This is a genomic window from Gammaproteobacteria bacterium, from assembly GCA_036383255.1.
GTDB lineage: Bacteria > Pseudomonadota > Gammaproteobacteria > Natronospirales > REEB76 > DASUBN01.
In genome coordinates, this window is sequence record DASVOS010000009.1 from 80,372 (window position 1) to 97,564 (window position 17,193).

At 67.8% G+C, this 17,193-nt stretch carries 18 protein-coding genes; 13 read left to right on the forward strand and 5 right to left on the reverse strand.

Annotated elements, in window-relative coordinates; all coding sequences use genetic code 11:
- Positions 1–52 precede the first annotated feature (52 nt).
- The 12 genes from rrtA (at position 53) to VF651_05070 (ending at position 10,849) form a co-directional block, all read left to right on the forward strand.
- Complete coding sequence (rrtA, locus tag VF651_05015) at positions 53–682, forward strand: rhombosortase (GenBank protein ID HEX7965059.1); 630 nt, start codon at positions 53–55, stop codon at positions 680–682.
- Complete coding sequence (gene fabD / locus VF651_05020; GenBank protein HEX7965060.1) at positions 679–1,614, forward strand: ACP S-malonyltransferase; 936 nt, start codon at positions 679–681, stop codon at positions 1,612–1,614. Before rrtA ends, fabD begins: the two co-directional genes overlap by 4 nt.
- Before the next feature lie 2 nt (positions 1,615–1,616).
- On the forward strand, positions 1,617–2,357 hold the full coding sequence (gene fabG / locus VF651_05025; protein ID HEX7965061.1) for a 3-oxoacyl-ACP reductase FabG: 741 nt from the start codon (positions 1,617–1,619) through the stop codon (positions 2,355–2,357).
- A gap of 294 nt (positions 2,358–2,651) precedes the next feature.
- Positions 2,652–2,894 carry an acyl carrier protein gene (gene acpP / locus VF651_05030; protein HEX7965062.1) on the forward strand — a complete coding sequence of 81 codons (243 nt, stop codon included), beginning with the start codon at positions 2,652–2,654 and terminating at the stop codon, positions 2,892–2,894.
- 125 nt (positions 2,895–3,019) lie between these two features.
- A complete protein-coding gene (gene fabF / locus VF651_05035) occupies positions 3,020–4,261 on the forward strand; it encodes a beta-ketoacyl-ACP synthase II (GenBank protein HEX7965063.1) in 1,242 nt (413 codons plus the stop codon).
- Positions 4,262–4,284: 23 nt separating this feature from the next.
- Positions 4,285–5,634 carry an aminodeoxychorismate synthase component I gene (locus tag VF651_05040; GenBank protein HEX7965064.1) on the forward strand — a complete coding sequence of 450 codons (1,350 nt, stop codon included), beginning with the start codon at positions 4,285–4,287 and terminating at the stop codon, positions 5,632–5,634.
- On the forward strand, positions 5,631–6,446 hold the full coding sequence (gene pabC / locus VF651_05045) for an aminodeoxychorismate lyase (protein ID HEX7965065.1): 816 nt from the start codon (positions 5,631–5,633) through the stop codon (positions 6,444–6,446). The genes VF651_05040 and pabC overlap by 4 nt, the downstream gene beginning before the upstream one ends.
- 4 nt (positions 6,447–6,450) lie before the next feature.
- Positions 6,451–7,446: an endolytic transglycosylase MltG gene (gene mltG / locus VF651_05050; GenBank protein ID HEX7965066.1), complete on the forward strand. Its 996-nt coding sequence runs from the start codon at positions 6,451–6,453 to the stop codon at positions 7,444–7,446.
- Positions 7,443–8,090 (forward strand): dTMP kinase, encoded by a 648-nt coding sequence (gene tmk / locus VF651_05055; protein HEX7965067.1) that lies wholly within the window; start codon positions 7,443–7,445, stop codon positions 8,088–8,090. Before mltG ends, tmk begins: the two co-directional genes overlap by 4 nt.
- Positions 8,091–8,092: 2 nt before the next feature.
- Complete coding sequence (holB, locus tag VF651_05060) at positions 8,093–9,151, forward strand: DNA polymerase III subunit delta' (GenBank protein HEX7965068.1); 1,059 nt, start codon at positions 8,093–8,095, stop codon at positions 9,149–9,151.
- A complete protein-coding gene (locus VF651_05065) occupies positions 9,148–9,495 on the forward strand; it encodes a PilZ domain-containing protein (protein ID HEX7965069.1) in 348 nt (115 codons plus the stop codon). Before holB ends, VF651_05065 begins: the two co-directional genes overlap by 4 nt.
- Before the next feature lie 49 nt (positions 9,496–9,544).
- Complete coding sequence (locus tag VF651_05070; protein HEX7965070.1) at positions 9,545–10,849, forward strand: aspartyl/asparaginyl beta-hydroxylase domain-containing protein; 1,305 nt, start codon at positions 9,545–9,547, stop codon at positions 10,847–10,849.
- A 71-nt stretch (positions 10,850–10,920) separates the two neighbouring features.
- On the opposite strand, the gene VF651_05075 is transcribed toward VF651_05070, so the two are convergent.
- The 5 genes from VF651_05075 to VF651_05095 form a co-directional block, all read right to left on the reverse strand.
- On the reverse strand, positions 10,921–11,958 hold the full coding sequence (locus tag VF651_05075) for a cyclic nucleotide-binding domain-containing protein (protein ID HEX7965071.1): 1,038 nt from the start codon (positions 11,956–11,958) through the stop codon (positions 10,921–10,923).
- A 117-nt stretch (positions 11,959–12,075) separates the two neighbouring features.
- On the reverse strand, positions 12,076–12,474 hold the full coding sequence (locus VF651_05080) for an acyl-CoA thioesterase (GenBank protein HEX7965072.1): 399 nt from the start codon (positions 12,472–12,474) through the stop codon (positions 12,076–12,078).
- The gene (locus tag VF651_05085; GenBank protein ID HEX7965073.1) at positions 12,471–14,513 is read right to left on the reverse strand and encodes a 3-hydroxyacyl-CoA dehydrogenase NAD-binding domain-containing protein; all 2,043 of its coding nucleotides are present in this window, start codon (positions 14,511–14,513) and stop codon (positions 12,471–12,473) included. The genes VF651_05080 and VF651_05085 overlap by 4 nt, the downstream gene beginning before the upstream one ends.
- 95 nt (positions 14,514–14,608) lie before the next feature.
- Positions 14,609–15,289: a hypothetical protein gene (locus tag VF651_05090; GenBank protein HEX7965074.1), complete on the reverse strand. Its 681-nt coding sequence runs from the start codon at positions 15,287–15,289 to the stop codon at positions 14,609–14,611.
- Positions 15,289–16,032, reverse strand: coding sequence for an endonuclease/exonuclease/phosphatase family protein (locus tag VF651_05095; protein HEX7965075.1), 744 nt, complete (start codon positions 16,030–16,032; stop codon positions 15,289–15,291). The genes VF651_05090 and VF651_05095 overlap by 1 nt, the downstream gene beginning before the upstream one ends.
- Positions 16,033–16,114: 82 nt before the next feature.
- Here VF651_05095 and VF651_05100 point away from each other — a divergent pair, with 82 nt between their 5' ends.
- A complete protein-coding gene (locus VF651_05100; protein HEX7965076.1) occupies positions 16,115–17,191 on the forward strand; it encodes a phospholipase D-like domain-containing protein in 1,077 nt (358 codons plus the stop codon).
- Positions 17,192–17,193: the final 2 nt, after the last annotated feature.

Here is a 17,193-nt window from a genome sequence, read left to right on the forward strand (position 1 = left end):
AATCAGGGTTGGCGCGCATCCTCGCGCAGGCCCAATCATACACTAGCCTCCCATGCCCCCGGTGTCCCAACGCATCCTCGGCCTCGCGCGGCGTCACTGGCCGCTGCTCGCGCTGCTGCTGCCGTGCCTGCTCCTTGCGCTGGGCGGCGAACCCGTGCGCGTGGCCCTGCGCTACGAGCGCGCCGCCATCCTGCACGGGGAAGCGTGGCGGCTCTTCACCGGAAACTTCGTGCACCTCGGCTTGGGGCATCTGCTCGAGGACATGGCGGGCCTCCTGCTGCTGTGGCTCCTGTTCGAGGATGCGCTGCCGGGCTGGCGGACGCCGGCAGTGGTCTGCGCCGGTGCGCTGGCCGTAGGCCTCGGCCTGCTGGCGGGCGACCCGCAGGTGGACTGGTATGTGGGCATCTCCGGTGCCCTCGACACCCTGTGGGCCGCCGGCAGCCTCGGGCTGATCCGGCGCCGCGACCGCTTCGGCTGGGTGCTGGCGGCACTGCTGGTGGCGAAGCTCGCCTACGAACAGTGTTTCGGCGCGCTGCCGTTCTCCAGCGTGTCCACCGGCGGCGCCGTGATCGTGGACGCACACCTCTACGGCGCCTTCGCCGGCGCGCTCATCGGCTTTGGCGGCGGCCTGCCATGGCACCGTATAATGCGCGGTCCTAAACGGAGTGGAGACGGAGCATGAGTTTCGCCGCGGTGTTCCCGGGACAGGGTTCCCAGTCGCTCGGCATGCTGGGCACGCTCGCGGCCGAGCGGCCCGAGGTGCAGCAGACCTTCGCCGAGGCTTCCGCGGCGCTCGGCTACGACCTGTGGGCACTCTGCCAGCAGGGGCCCGAGGAGCGGCTCAACGCCACCCAGCAGACCCAGCCTGCGCTTCTCGCCGCCGGCGTCGCCGCCTGGCGCACGTGGAAGGCCGCGGGCGGCGCCGATCCTTCCGCCATGGCGGGCCATAGCCTGGGTGAGTACACGGCACTGGTCTGTGCGGGCGCTCTCGACTTCAAGGACGCCATCAAGCTCGTGGAGTTCCGCGGACAGGCCATGCAGGAGGCCGTGCCTGCCGGTACCGGCGCCATGTTCGTCATCATCGGCCTGGATGACGGCGCGGTGCGTGCTGCCTGCGCCGAGGCGGCGCAGAGCGAAGTGGTGGAGGCCGTGAACTTCAACGCGCCTGGCCAGGTGGTCATAGCCGGTTCCAAGGCCGCGGTGGAGCGCGCCGGCGAGCTGTGCAAGGCCAAGGGCGCCAAGCGCGCGCTGCCCTTGCCGGTGAGTGCGCCCTCCCACTGCGCGCTGATGAAGCCCGCCGCCGAGCGGCTCGCGCAGAAGCTCGCCGCCCTCGACATCAAGCCGCCGCGCATCCCCGTGATCCACAACGTGGACGTGAGCAGGCATCCCGATGCGGATGAGATCCGTGCGGCGCTCAAGGCGCAGCTCCACAGCCCGGTGCGCTGGGTCGAGACGGTGCAGAAGCTCGCGCACGACGGCATGGCGAAGCAGGTGGAGTTCGGCCCCGGCAAGGTGCTGGCCGGCCTCGGCAAGCGCATCGACAAGGCCGTGGAGACCCACCCCGTGTACGACCCCTCGACGCTGCAGGCCGCCCTGGCCGCGGCAGGAGCCTGAACATGCTGAACCAGGACATCGCCCTCGTCACCGGCGCCACCCGCGGCATCGGCAAGGCCATCGCGGTCGCGCTCGGCAAGGCCGGCGCCACCGTGGTGGGTACCGCCACCAAGCCCGAGGGCGCTCAGCAGATCAGCGGCTACCTCAAGGCCGAGGGCATCAAGGGCAAGGGCGTGGTGCTCGACGTCTCGGATTCCGCCCAGGTGGACGGGACGCTCAAGGCGCTGGTGGCTGAGTTCGGCGATCCCACGGTGCTCGTGAACAACGCCGGCATCACCCGCGACACGCTGCTCCTGCGCATGAAGGAGGAGGACTGGAACGCGGTGCTCGACACCGACCTCACCTCGGTGTTCCGCCTGTCCAAGGCCTGCCTGCGAGGCATGATGAAGGCGCGGCGTGGCCGCATCATCAGCATCGCCTCGGTGGTGGGCGCATCCGGCAACCCTGGCCAGGCCAACTATTGTGCCGCCAAGGCCGGCATCATGGGCTTCACACGCTCACTGGCCCAGGAAGTGGGTTCGCGCAACGTCACCGTGAACACGGTGGCACCGGGCTTCATCGACACCGACATGACCCGCGCGCTCACCGATGAGCAGCGGGCCGCGCTCATGCAGAAGATCCCGCTGGAGCGCCTCGGCGCGCCGGAGGACATCGCCGCCACGGTGCTGTTCCTCGCCTCGCCGGGCGCAAGCTACATCACCGGTGAGACGATCCACGTCAACGGCGGCATGTATATGGCCTAGCCCAAGCCGCCACGAGGCGGGCTGCGGCTGCGTTGCCCGTCGGCTCGGAACCCTCATGTACTGCTTGTACACTCGGGATTCCTCGCCGCCGGGCGCCTTGCCTCGCTCCACCTCATGGCGGCTTTGGCGAGTTTGGCTTGGTTTTTGAGGGGTTTAGAGGGCTTATCGGCCTATTTGGAAAGGGTATAAAGGGCAAGTGGCGCAGACAGGGGGTTTTCTCTACAATACCGCCCCCAGTTTGGTCGGTTATGCCGATGCCGAACTGTTTTGTCACACTGGGAGGTCCCAACAGTCATGAGCAGCATTGAAGAACGCGTCAAGAAGATCGTCGTCGAACAACTGGGCGTGAAGGAAGACCAGGTCTCCCCGCAGGCCTCCTTCGTGGACGATCTGGGCGCTGACTCGCTGGATACCGTGGAGCTCGTGATGGCGCTCGAGGAAGAGTTCGAGTGCGAGATCCCCGACGAAGAGGCCGAGAAGATCACCACCGTCGGCCAGGCCATCAGCTACATCAAGGAACACCTGCCCAACGCCTGAGTGGCGGGATTCCGCAGAACAAGCGCCGTTGTCATCGCGAGGTGACAACGGCCTTGTCATTTATGAGATGACGCGGCTATCCGCGTATACTCGGTGAATATGCGAGCGAGAAGAGGGCAGTCCAAGTGAGCAAGCGTCGGGTCGTCGTCACCGGCATGGGGATAATCTCCCCGGTCGGCAACAGCATCGAGGAATCCTGGGCCAACATCCTCGCCGGCAAGAGCGGCGTAGGGCAGGTGACCCATTTCGACGTCACCAACTACCCGACCAAGATCGCGGCCGAGGTTAAGAACTTCGACCCGGCCCAGTACATCACGCCGAAGGACATCAAGAAGATGGATCCCTTCGTGCACTACGGCATCGCGGCGTCGGTGCAGGCCTTCAAGGACTCCGGCATCCAGGTGACCCCGGAGAACGCGGCGCGCATCGGCGTCGCCGTGGGTGCAGGTATCGGCGGCCTCACCAACATCGAGAAGGCCCATTCCTCCATCATCGACAACAATGGCCCGAAGCGCGTGTCGCCGTTCTTCGTGCCCTCCAGCATCATCAACATGATCTCAGGGCATCTGTCGATCATGTACGGCCTCAAGGGCCCGAACTACGCCGTGGTCACGGCCTGCACCACCGCCAACCACAACATCGGCCTGGCGATGCGCAACATCCAGTACGGCGAGGCCGACGTGATGGTGGCGGGCGGCGCCGAGATGGCGGTGACGCCGCTCGGCCTCGGCGGCTTCTGCGCCGCGCGCGCCCTCTCGGAGCGCAACGATGCGCCGGAGAAGGCCAGCCGTCCCTGGGACAAGGACCGCGACGGCTTCGTGCTGGGCGAGGGCGCCGGGGTGCTGGTGCTGGAGGAGTACGAGCACGCGAAGAAGCGCGGCGCCAAGATCTATTGCGAGCTCATCGGCTTCGGCATGAGCGGCGACGCCTACCACATGACTTCCCCGCCGGACGACGGCGAGGGCGCGCGCCTGTGCATGACGAACTCGCTGAACGATGCCGGCATCAAGCCGGAGCAGGTGGACTACATCAACGCCCACGGGACCTCCACACCGGTGGGCGACAAGGGCGAGACCATCGCCATCAAGCGTGCTTTCGGCGACTACGCGAAGAAGGTCGCCATCAGCTCCACCAAGTCCATGACGGGGCACCTGCTGGGCGCCGCCGGCGGCGTGGAAGCGGTGTTCAGCATCCTGGCGATGCGCGACCAGGTGGCACCGCCCACCATCAACCTGGAGAATCCGGACCCCGAGTGCGATCTCGACTACGTGCCGAACAAGGCGCGCAAGATGAAGATCGACGTGGTGCTGTCCAACTCCTTCGGGTTCGGCGGCACCAACGGCACGCTGGTGTTCCGCCGCATCTGAGCGGCGGAATCCCGCGGCCGGCCATGGGCGCGGCCCACATCTCCTACGACGTAGACTTCCTGGCCGCGTGCCGGCATGCGCCCGATCTTTTCCCGTTCCTGCTGGAGAGCGCTGCCCGTGGCGGCGCCCAGGGCCGTTACGATTTCCTGTTCGCCCGCCCCGATCCCGAGATGCTGGTGCTGCACGCGGACGGCCGTCTCACCGGTCCTCACGCGGAAGAGGCCGGCGGCGACTTCCTGACGGCGCTCGATGGCTGGTGGCGCACGGAACGCACGCGCGCGAAGGGTGCCGAGGGCAGCGCATTCCGCGGCGGCTTCTTCCTGTATCTCGGCTACGAGCTCGTGGGGCAGGTCGAGCAGAACCTCAGGCTTACGCCGGGCCGCGACCTGCCGGTGGCATTCGCCGCGCGCGCACCGGCAGCTCTGGTGCGGGATCACTTGGCCGGCACCGTGAATTGGGTGGCGGAGCCCGGCAGCGAAGCCCTGCTCGAGCGGTTGGCGGTGATCCTGGGGCAGGGGCCGGTGCCGGAGACCGCGGTACTGGCGGGCGGTCTCGCGGAAGAAGAGCCGGGGCGCTACCTGGACCAGGTGACGCGCGCGCGACGATATATATATGAAGGAGACATCTTCCAGGCGAACCTGAGCCGGCACTGGTCAGCGGCGCTGGCGCCGGAAGCGACGCCCACCGGCCTCTACGCCAGGCTGCGCCGCGCCAACCCGGCGCCCTTCGCAGGGCTTGCTCTCTATGGCGACGCGGCCATCATCAGTTCCTCGCCGGAGCGTCTCGTCAGCGTCACCGGACGGCGGGTGGATACCCGGCCCATCGCCGGCACCCGGCCGCGGGGCCCCGATCCGGCGCGTGATGCAGCCCTCATCCGCGAGCTCATCGAGAACCCCAAGGAGCGGGCCGAGCACGTGATGCTCCTGGACATGGAGCGCAACGACTTGGGAAGGCTGGCGGAACCGGGCAGCGTCAGGGTGGATGAGCTCATGGTGGTGGAGTCCTACACCCACGTGCACCACATCGTCTCCAACGTCTGCGCCCGGCTGCGCGAGGGCACCACCCCGGCGCAGGTCATCCGCGCGGTATTTCCGGGCGGCACCATCACCGGCTGTCCCAAGGTGCGTTGCATGCAGATCATCGCCGAACTGGAGCAGGCGAGCCGCGAGGCCTACACCGGCGCCATGGGCTGGCTGAACCTGGACGGCGACATGGACCTCAACATCCTCATCCGCACCTTGGTGCAGAAGGGACGCCGCCTCACGTTCCGCGCCGGCGCCGGCATCGTGGCGGACTCGGTGCCGGAACGGGAGCTGGAGGAGACGCGCGCCAAGGCCCGCGGCCTCGCCCGCGCCCTGGGAGGGGATGCATGAAGCCCGCTGCCTGGATCGACGGCCAGCCGGCCGACGTGCTGCCGCTCACTGACCGGGGCCTGCACTACGGCGATGGCCTGTTCGAGACCATGGCGGTGCGGGACGGCCGTATCCAGAGGCTGGGACTGCACCTGGATCGCCTGCAAGAGGGCTGTAGCAGGCTCAGGCTCGCTGCGCCGGACCGTGCGCCGCTCGAACGGGAGCTGCAGCAGGTCGCCCAGGGACAGGCGCGGGCCGTGCTCAAGCTCATGTTCACCCGCGGCAGCGGCGGACGCGGTTACCGTCCGACCGAAGATGCAGCTGCCCTCCGCATCCTCCTGCGTTATCCCTGGCCCGATTATCCCGCCGCCTGGAGCGAGCAGGGCATCGAGTTGCGTCTGTGCACGACACGTCTAGCCTGCAATCCCGCTCTGGCAGGTTTGAAGCACCTCAACCGCCTGGAGCAGGTGCTGGCGCGGGCGGAATGGAGCGAGGGCGCACCGGAGGGCCTGATGCTGGACACCGGCGGCCGCGCGGTGGAAGGTACAATGACAAACCTGTTCGCATCGCCGGCGGAGGATAGGCTGGTGACGCCGGACCTGAGCCAGGCGGGTGTCGCCGGCGTGACGCGCCGCCATATCCTGGCGCGGGCGGAGCAAGCGGGGATCAAGACCGAAGTGCGGCACATGGGCCTGGATGAACTGCTGGACCAGCGGGAGATATTCGTGTGCAATTCCATCGCCGGGGTGTGGCCGGTGACGCGCATCGGCGCGCGCAGCTACCCGATCGGCTCCCTGACACGGCTGGCCGCGGCCTGGGCCGCGGAAACCTGAACTCATGAGACTGCGCGTCATCCTGCCCCTGTTGCTGCTGCTCCTGGCCGGTGGAGCAAGCTACATCTATTGGAGCTGGAACAACCGGCCGTTGCCGCTGGCCGAGGCGCGGGATGTGGAGATCCGGCCCGGCGAGTCCCTGCGCCAGGTGGCGCAGGAGTTCGCGAAGCAGGGCATCGTCGCGCATGCCTACGACCTCGTCTGGTTCGCACGCCTGCACCGCGCCTCCGGCGGCCTGCGTGCCGGCGAGTACCACGTGGAACCGGGCCTCACCGTGGCGCAGCTGCTCAAGCTCATGCGCAGCGGCAAGGTGGTGATGCATTCCCTCACCCTGGTGGACGGCTGGACCTTCCAGCAGGTGCTGGCGGCGGTGGAGCAGGAACCAAACCTCGCGCACGAGCTCAAGGGCCTGAACGGCACGGCGCTGATGGAGAAGCTCGGCTTCGACGCCGAGAGTCCCGAGGGTCTGGTGATGCCGGACACCTACCAGTTCCCGCGCGGCACCAGCGACGTGGCTTTCCTGCGCCGCGCCCACGAGGCTGAGCAGCAGGAGCTGGCGGCGGCGTGGGATGCGCGCGCGCCGGGACTGCCCTACAAGGATCCCTACGAAGCGCTGATCATGGCCTCCATCGTGGAGAAGGAGACCGGCCAGGCCACCGAGCGGCCTCAGATCGCGGGCGTGTTCGTGCGGCGCCTGCAGAAAGGCATGAAGCTGCAGACAGATCCGACCGTCATCTACGGCTTGGGCGACCGCTATTTCGGCAACATCACTCTCAAGGACCTGCGCACCGACACGCCCTACAACACCTATACCCGCCACGGGTTGCCGCCTACGCCCATCTGCATGCCGGGCCGGCCCGCCATCGACGCGGCGCTGCACCCGGCGGGGGGCAACGCGCTCTACTTCGTGGCGAGGGGTGATGGCACCCACGTGTTCTCCGCCACCCTCAAGGAGCAGAATGCGGCGGTGGCGAAGTATCAATTGAAGCACGGCAAATGAAGAAGACACGGACCAGACGCGGGCGCTTCATCACCCTGGAAGGAGTGGAGGGCGTCGGCAAGTCCACGCACATGCGGTTCGTGTGCAACGAGCTGCGCGCCCGCGGCCTCACGGTGTTGGAGACCCGCGAGCCCGGCGGCACGCCGGAGGCGGACGAGGTACGCGCCACGCTGCTCAAGGTCAGGGGCGACGGCTTCGATCCCACCGCGGAGCTGCTCATGATGTTCGCCGCCCGCGCGCTGCACGTGCACAAGCTCATCCGTCCCGCGCTCGCGGCGGGCACCTGGGTGGTATGCGACCGCTTCACCGACGCGAGCTATGCCTACCAGGGAGGCGGCCGCGGCATCCGCGTGGCGGAGATCGCCAAGCTCGAGCGCATGGTGCTGAAGGGACTCAAGCCTGACCTCACTCTGCTCTTGGACGTGAAGGTGGCGGTGGGCATGGCCCGTGCCCGCGGGCGGGGTGAGCTGGACCGCTTCGAGCGGGAGAAAGACGCTTTCTTCGAGAGGGTGCGGCGTGTGTACCTCGCCCGTGCCCGCAAGGAGCCGCGCCGCATCAAGGTGGTGGACGCGGGACAAGACATACCCAGCGTGCAGCGGGATCTCGCTGCGGTGCTGGACGAGCGCCTGGAGCGCTGGACGTGAGCATGCTGCTGACGCTCGCCGCCGTGCCGCTGCCCTGGCAGCGTGAGCTGTGGGAGATGCTCGCCGCCCGGCTCAAGGAAGGACGGCTCGCCCATGGCCTGCTCATCAGCGGGCAGCCGGGCCTGGGCAAGGGCCTGTTCGCCGCCGCCTTCGCCAAGTTCGCGCTCTGCCGCGAGCCCAAGGGCGGCCATGCCTGCGGCCACTGCAGCTCCTGCAGCCAGTTCGCTGCCGGCGTGCATCCGGACTACAACCATGTGACGTTCGAGGAGCGCGAGGGGAAGGCGGGAGAGGAAGGCGCGCTCAAGATGAACATCAGCATCGAACAGGTCCGAGAGCTCGTCGGGCGTGTGCAGCTCTCGAGCCAATACGGCGGACGCAAGCTGGCGGTCATCGAGCCGGCGGAGGGCATGAGCCACGCCGCCATGAACAGCCTGCTCAAGACCCTGGAGGAACCGCCGGCGGACACGCTGCTGCTGCTGGTGAGCTCGGCGCCGGGACGGCTGCCGGCCACCATCCGCAGCCGCTGCCAGCTGCTGGCGGTGCCGACGCCGGATCCCGCCGTGGCGCGCGGCTGGCTGGAGGCGCGTGAGCGCCGGGAGGACTGGGGCGTGCTGCTCGGCCTCACCGGCGGTGCGCCGCTGGCGGCGCTGGAGCTGGCCGCCTCCGACATCGGCCCGCGCCGCAAGGCGTTCTTCGAAGCCCTGGCCCGTCTGCGCGCCGGCCAGGCCAATCCGGTGATGCTGGCGGCGCACCCGAAGGAACGTTATCCCGAGTTGCTGCGGCTCCTGTGGAGCATGGTCTCGGACCTGATCCTGGTGAAGAGCGGCGCAGCGGACGCCGTGGTGAACCGCGACCAGCTCCCGCTATTGCAAAAGACCGCGGAGGGCATACACTTGCGTAGCCTCCACGCGTTCCTGGACCGCATCCAGGCCGCGATCCAGGCGCTGGATTCCAGCGCGAACCGGGAGCTCGCCTTCACGGTGCTGCTGTCGGACTGGGCGGAGGGACTCAACGACATGAAGGGGTCGCCGCTGGCGGCGAACGAATGGGGTAACCGATGAGCGCACCGCGTCAACAGGGCATCCTGAACCTCGCCATCAAGGACAAGAGCGCGCTCTACAGCGCTTACATGCCGTTCATCAAGAACGGCGGCCTGTTCATCCCCACCGCCAAGCCCTACCAGCTCGGCGACGAGGTCTTCATCCTGCTGCAACTAATGGAATCCGCCGAGCGCCTGCCGGTGGCCGCCAAGGTCATCTGGGTGACGCCGCGCGGAGCCCAAGGCAAGCGCGCGGCCGGCATCGGCGTGCAGTTCAGCGAGCAGGACGGCGGCAACACCTCCAAGAAGATCGAAAGCTACCTCGGCGGCGCCCTCCAGGCCGACCGTCCCACCCACACCATGTAGCATGGCGAGCGGCGGCACACAGGCCGGGCAGTCTGGTCCGGAAGAGCGTGTGCGCCTGCTCGCGGAGCGCGCCAGCCAGCACGCCCAGCGCGGCGAGCTGGCGGCGGCCCGCGGCCTGTACGAGGACATCCTTAGCCTCGAGCCTGCCAACCCCGAGGCGCTGAGCTTCATCGCCATGAGCGTCCTGCAGGCAGGCGACCTGCGCGGCGGCGTGCAGCGCCTGGAGCGGGCGGTGGAGCTCAACCCCGTCAATGCGAACCTGCTCAAGAACCTGGGCATCGCCTACCGCGCCGCCGGCAACCGTGAGGGCGCGCTCAAGGCCTTCGAGCGGGCCGCGGAGCTCAAACCGGACCTGGTGGCGGCGCTGTTCAACCACGGCGCGCTGCTGGAAGAGCTCGGCCGCCGGGACGAGGCGCTGGCCCGGTACATGCGCGGCTTCGAGGCGGCGGAGGCGGGCGGCCTTTTCCTGGACGTGGCGGCGATCCCCGCCGGCATCCGGATGCTGGCTGAGAAGGCCATGTCCGCGCTACGCGACGCGCGCATGGAGGTGTTCCACACCGCGCTGGCGCCGGTGGAACGGGAACATGGACGCGCGGCCCTCAGCCGCGTCTGGCACTGCCTCGAGTCCTACCTGGGGCTGCGCCCGCCCATCCCGCTGCCGGAGCTGCAGCGGCCCACGTTCATGAGCTTCCCGGGGCTGCCGGCCCGCGCCTGGTACGAACGCTCCGAGTTCCCCTGGATGGCGGAGCTGGAAAGCCACACCGGCGAGATCCGCGAGGAGCTCCTGGCGGTGCTGTCGCGGGAGGAAGGCTTCCGCCCGTTCGTGGAGATGCCGCGGGAGCATCCGGGCGCCGCCTACTGGCGGGAGCTCAACCACTCGCCCAACTGGAACGCGTTCTTCTTCTACCGGGACGGCATGGCCTTCACGGACAACCACGCGCGCTGCCCCCGCACCATCGCGGCGCTGGACGCGGCGCCCCTGAACCGGGTGGCGGACCACTCGCCGGAGGCGCTCTATTCGGTGCTGACTCCCGGCGCCCATATCCCGCCCCATACCGGCGTCATCAACGTGCGCCTGGTGGTGCACCTGCCGTTGATCGTGCCATCCGCCACCGAGTGCGGCATCCGCGTGGGGACGGAGACCCGCCACTGGACGGAAGGGCAGTGCATCGCCTTCGACGACACCTTCGAGCATGAGGCCTGGAACCGGAGCGGCAAGACCCGGGTGGTGATGATCTTCGACATCTGGAACCCGGCCCTGACGCCGGCGGAACGTGAAGGCATGCGGGTCGCCATCGAGGAGTTGGGGCGCTTCAACCGCGCCCACGGCGGGAAGCACCAGTCCCTGGCTTGACCGTCGGCATTCAGCGGCGATAAAAAAGCCACCTTCAAGGTGGCTTTTTCATAGGAAGCCGCGCAGGGGCATCAGGCCGGGGCGCCGCCCTTGAGCACGTAAACGTCGAAGCCACGCTCGCTGAGAATGTACGCGCCCGCCGAGCTGCGGCGCCCGGTGTCGCAGTACACCACGTACTTCTTCTTGGGGTCGAGCGTGTCGAGCTTCAGGCGGATGAAGTAGAGCGGGATGTTGATGGCGCCTTCCTGGTGCTTGTTCTCGAACTCGCTGGGCAGGCGCACGTCCAGCCACTGGCCGCCGGCGTCGACGATCTTCTGGGCTTCCTCGATGGGGATCCACTTCTGGCTGGGCTCGTTCAGGAGCTTCTTGAAGTCGTCCTTGGCGAGGCGCACCAGCGAGCCGTCGGTGAGCATGGTGATGGTGGCGTTGCGCTTTGCGTCGGAGATCAAGGCCTCCTCGCCGAAGCCGTCGCCCGTCACCAGCTCGGCCAGCTTGATGCCGGCCTTGTTGGTGGGGGTCTCGCGGGTCACCACGCACTTGCCGGAGGTGACGATGTAGAAGTAGTCGCCCTCATCACCCTGCTTGATGATGACGTCGCCGGCCTTGCGCGCGATGTTCTCCATGCGCATCAACACCGCCTGGATGTTGGCGGGCGGGATGCGGTGGAAGGCCTTGGTCTGGAGGATGGTGGTCATCCAGTCGTCAGCGGGAGCTTCTTCCTGGGCCTGCAACTCGCCGACCTCGAAGGCGCCGGTCTGGTCCCAGGTGAGCATGATGTCCAAGAGGTCACTGTCCACGCCGAACCACTCGACGTTGGTCTTGGCGCGCGCCGAGAGGTGGCGCGGGATCTGAGGGGCGAGGGGATGGCGGGCTTCCTCGCTGCCGCCGGTGATGACGCGCACCACCTTGTCGCCAGCACGCAGTTCCACCTCACCCTTGACCAGGTACACGGTGCGCTTGTCGGCATCGCCCTGGCGGAACACGTAACGCCCGGCCTCGGTGTCCTGCACCTGGCTCTTGCTGGCGAGGTCCGCCTGGTTCTCCGGCTTGAGGCCACTCAGGGGCGAGAATTGCTTGATGAGTTCGCGTTCGAGCGGTCGGGGTGCCATCGCTTCCAGCCCTACAACTTGTTGTTCTGACGGGGAAATCCCCACCCCGGGAACCGGGGAAAGCCATTCTACCATACCCCCATCGGGCGCCGGCCAAGGCCGGACCGGACCCTTCCCTCAGCCCTTGTGTGCCACCGGCACCGGCCTGCGGTTCGCCCCGACCCGCACGTACGTGACTTGGGCGGTGGCGACCCGCACCGTGGCTTCCCGCTCGCCGTCGCTGCGCTGGGAGAACACGGTGACGTCGATGGCGATGGAAGTGTTCCCGACCCGCGCCACGTCGGTATAGAAGCTCACCACGTCGCCCACGTAGACCGGGCTCTCGAATACGAAGTCGTTGACCGCCACCGTGACCACGCGGCCGCCAGCGCGGCGGAACGCGAGGATGGCGCCGGCCACGTCGGCGTGGGACATGATCCAGCCGCCGAAGATGTCGCCCAGGCCGTTGGTGTCCTTCGGCATGGCGAGGGTACGGACCTCGGCTGAACGGTCCGCGGGCAGGCTGTCGAACTTCATGCCTTGGGCTCCCGCAGGGTCGCCGCATTCCAGCCGGTGTCCGGCTTGAAGCGGTCGCCATGGGCCTGGGCGAGCTGCTGCAGGCGCGTCTGCAGCTTGTCGGCGCCGGTGGCGCGGATATAGTTGACCGGGCCGCCGCGGAACGGCGCGAAGCCCGTGCCGAAGATCACTCCGGCGTCCAGGAGCTCCGCATCGGCCACGATGCCCTCGCGCAGCACCGCCACTGCCTCGTTGAGCATGGGCATGATCAGGCGGTCCTGCAGGTCTTGGGTGGCGCCCTCGACGCGCGACTTGTCCTTCACCGGCTTGCCATCCACATATCTGTAGAAGCCCGCGCCGGTCTTGCGGCCGAGCTGCTTGGCCTCGACCCGCTTCACCAGGCTCTCCGGGATCTTCTTGTTGAACTCCTTGGCGAACACCTTCGCCACCGAGAGGCTCACATCCAGGCCCACCGTGTCGGCGAGCTCAGCCGGACCCATGGGCATGCCGAAGTCCAGCGCCGCCTGGTCGATGGCCTCCAGCGCCATGCCGTCGTCCGCCGCCAGCATCGCTTCCATCATGTAGGGCATGAGGATGCGGTTCACCAGGAAGCCCGGCGCGCTCTTCACCGGCACCGCCAGCTTGTCGATGTGGCGGGTGAAGGCGAGCGCTTTCGCCACCACCTCCTTGGGGGTGTCCTCGGCGTGGATCACCTCCACCAACGGCATCTTCGCCACGGGATTGAAGAAGTGCAGGCCCACGAGACGCGTCGGCTCCTTGAGCACGGTGCGCAGGGTCTCGAGCCTGATGCTCGAGGTGTTGGTGGCCAGCACCTCACCGGGCGCCATCACCGCATCGAGCTTCTTATACAACGCCTGCTTGGCGTCAACGTCCTCGAATATGGCCTCTATGGCCACCTGCGCGTCCTTCGCGCCGTCGCCAGCCACGTCCATCTTGAGACGCGCCGTCGCGGCGTCCACCTCGGCGCCCCGGAGCTTCTTCTCGAAGAGCTTGCGGGCGCGGACCAGCGCCGGCTGCACGTATTTCTCCTCCCGGTCCTGCAACGTCACCTCGTAGCCGCGCAGGGCGCACCAGGCGGCGATGTCGCCGCCCATAGTGCCGGCGCCCACCACGTGCACGTGCTTCAAGGCGAGATCGGATTTCTTGCCCAGGGACTTGAGGCGATCCTGCAGCAGGAACACGCGCATGAGGTTATGGGAGACATCCAGCGTCAGCATGTGGCCGAAGGACTGGGCCTCGGCTTCGTACTGGGCCTCGCCGGCAGCGTACTTCTTCCACAGGTCGATCACCGCGTAGGGCGCGGGGTAGTGGTCGCGGCGCACCTTGGCGGCCTTCACCTGCTTCGCCAACACGCTTGCGATGATGGGGCGCAACGGCGTCATGCCTAGCAGCTTCTGCATGAACGGCGGGGCTTTCTTGGGGCCGTTCTTGAGGATGAGGCGCGCAGCCGTCGGCCGCGCCATGTCCTCCGTCACCAGCTTGTCGATGAGGCCGATCTTGAGCGCTTCCTTGCCGCGCACGTTGCGGCCGCTAAGCATGAAGCTCATGGCCGGCAGCACGCCCACCAGGCGCACGGAACGCACGGAACCGCCGAAGCCAGGGTGCACGCCGATCTTCACTTCCGGCAGGCCGAGCGCCAGCTTGTCATCGTCCACAGCCACCCGGTAGGTACAGGCCAGGGACAGCTCCAGGCCGCCGCCCAGGCAGAAGCCGTTGATGAGCGCCACGGAGGGGCAGGGCAGCTTCTCGATCTGCTCGAAGATAAGCTGGCCGCCGCGGGCCATGCGGAAGGCTTCCTCCTGGGCGCGCAGGTCCTTGATCTCCTTGATGTCGGCGCCGGCGATGAAGCCGTTCTTCTTGGCCGAGTAGATGACGAGGCCCTTCGGTCGCATGGCAGCCACCTGCTTCAGGACCTCACTGAGTTCCAGCATCACCGACGTCGAGAGCACGTTGGTGCTGGCCCCGACCTTGTCGAAGCACAGCCAGGCGATGCCGTCCGCGTCCTGCTCGATGCGCCAGTTGGTTTTGCTCTCGGCCATGGGGTGACTCCGGATATTCGTTTAGTTATGGAAGGCGACGGATGCCGCTTGGCGGCCCATCATCATAGGAACCGGACCGGAGGGCCGCAAGGCGGCTATTCGGGGGCGAACTTGCCCTCGTCCAGCCCCGTGAAGCGGGTGCCGGCCGGAACCTTGAGCAGGCGGGTGCGGAGCTCCCGGTCCACCCGGGTCATGCTCTGGTAGCGGGCATCGTCCTCACCGGTCTGGGTGCCGTTCAGGGTGCGCTGGATGAAGTTGCGGGTGCCGCGCCGGCGCAGGCGCGAGGCTCTTTCGTACACGTCGAACCAGTCGCCGGGCACACGGTCGCCGAAGCGCAGGCCGGCATACTCCCGCAGCACCGCCAGGCGGGCCTCGTTGGCGGCGATGTACGTCCGGGCCTCGGCGTCGCTCTGCAGGAGCTCGCTGCTCTGCTCACGGAGCTTCTTCCTCACCTCGGGCGGCAGCTCCAGGATCTCCATGTTGAGGAGCCGCCGGTCCACGCTGTCCATGAGCTCGCGCCGGAGCGCCTGCAGCGGGTCCTCATCCCGCCGCAACGCCGCCTCGAACTCGAGCAGGTTGCCGTGCACGGACTCGCGCACCTCCACTGTGAGTTCGGCCAGCAGCGCATCGCGCAACTCCCGCAGGCGATCGTCACCGGGACCGTCGACCGACCAGCTGCGCCAAGCCTGCTCCATGGTGGCGCGGCGCCGCCGCACCAGCAGCACTGTGGCGCTGGCGAACGCCGCGGCGGTCAGTCCCGCCAGCAGCCAGTGCATCAGCGCGCGCTCCGCACGTGGAAGTCGCACACCAGCGGCAGGTGATCCGAGAGCGTGGTGCGTGGGATGTCGAAGCGCGCGACTTCGATGCCGGGGCCGTGCAGGATGAAATCGAGCTGGCGGAACGGGCGGTTGCTGGGCCAGGACGGGAGGTTGCCGAGGTTGGCGTTGGCGAGCCCGCTGCCGTCGATGAACTTGGCGATCTCATGATCGCCCCACAGGGTGTTGAAGTCGCCGGCGACGATCACCGGCTTGGTGGCGCTGCGCACGAGTGAGGCGAGATGGTGCATCTGCTGGTGCCGGTGGCTGCGCTTGAGGGAGAGGTGCACCAGGAACAGGCAGACCTGGTCCAGCTCCAGCTCCATGATAAGCCGCTTCACCCCCAGTTCAAAGTAGTGCAGGCGCTGCACGGCGTCAGGGTAGTGGGTCAGGAAGGCGTTGCCCTGCTTGTTCAGGATGGGCAGGCGACGGTTGATGGAATTCACGCCGTACTTGTTCTGGAAGTGGGGAGAATGGCCGATGGCGGAAGCGATGGCCTCGGCCTGGTTCACCGCCGCGGCGCGGCGCGAGCCCATGTCCACCTCCACCAGGCCGACGATGTCCGGCGCCTGGTCCCGGATGAACTCGGTGATGCGGGCCAGGTTCTTGCTGGTGTTGCGCAGGTAGCCGGCCCCGGGCAGCGGCAGGTGGAACCCCGGGCCGGTGCCCGTGGCGTACCGCATGTTGTAGAGGAGCAGGCGCAAGTGGCTGGGTGGCAGTTTAGAATCCCAGGGACACTATAGCAGCCGGGCCCCGCAGATGTCGGCGCAAGACAGCAGCCGTAAAATGGCCGAGACCCCCATCCGCGTCTTCACGGAGGGCGACGAGCTCTACGAGGCCATGCTCGACGCGATCCATGGCGCCCGCCGCACCATCAAGTTCGAGAGCTACATATTCGCCGACGACGAGGTCGGCCGGCGCTTCATCGGGGCACTGGTGGAGCGGGCCAGGACCGGCGTGCAGGTACTGGTCTACATAGACGCGGTAGGCTCGCTGTTCTCCGGCAAGACGGTGGAGCAGGTGCTGCGGGAGGGCGGCGTGAAGGTGCGCTGGTTCAGGCGCTGGAGCTGGCGCGATCCGGCCCGCTACAACCGCCGCAATCACCGCAAGCTCCTGGTGGTGGACGGGCACATCGGATTCTTCGGCGGCTTCAATGTGCACCGGGAGAACTCCCGCGGCGTGTTCGGCGAACAGCGCTGGCGCGACACACAGCTGCAGGTGGGCGGCAAGCTGGCGCGAACGCTGCAGCGCTTGTTCGATGCATTCTGGCGCGGACGCATGCTGCCGCACCCGGCGCTGGAGCTGCCTGGCGGGCACCTGTTCGTCACCAACCATTCGCGCGGCGGGCGCCGCTACCTGCACCGGCTGTACCGCCGCAAGTTCGCCGAGGCGAAGCGCAGCATACATCTCACCACGCCGTACTTCGTGCCGGACCGGCGCACCCGCCGTGCGCTGAGGCAGGCCGCGCAGCGAGGCGTGGAGGTGAAGCTCCTGGTGCCGCACCGCATCGATGAGCCCATCGAGCGCGTGGTGCAGTGGGCGGCGCACGCCATGTACGCGAGCCTGCTGGAGGCGGGCGTGCAGATCCACGAGTACCTGCCGCGCATGCTGCACGCCAAGACCCTGGTCATCGACGGGGAGTGGTGCAGCGTCGGTACCGCAAACCTCGACTACCGCAGTTTCTTCCTGAACTATGAGCTCACCCTCACCAGCACCGACGCTGCGCTGGTGCAGCGCCTGGAGGCGGATTTCCAGCAGGACCTCACCCAGTCCGTGCGCATCCAGCCCCGCCGTTGGGCGAACCGCCGCTGGTGGATGCGCACCCTCGAGTCCCTGGGCTGGTCCATCCGCCACTGGCTGTGAAC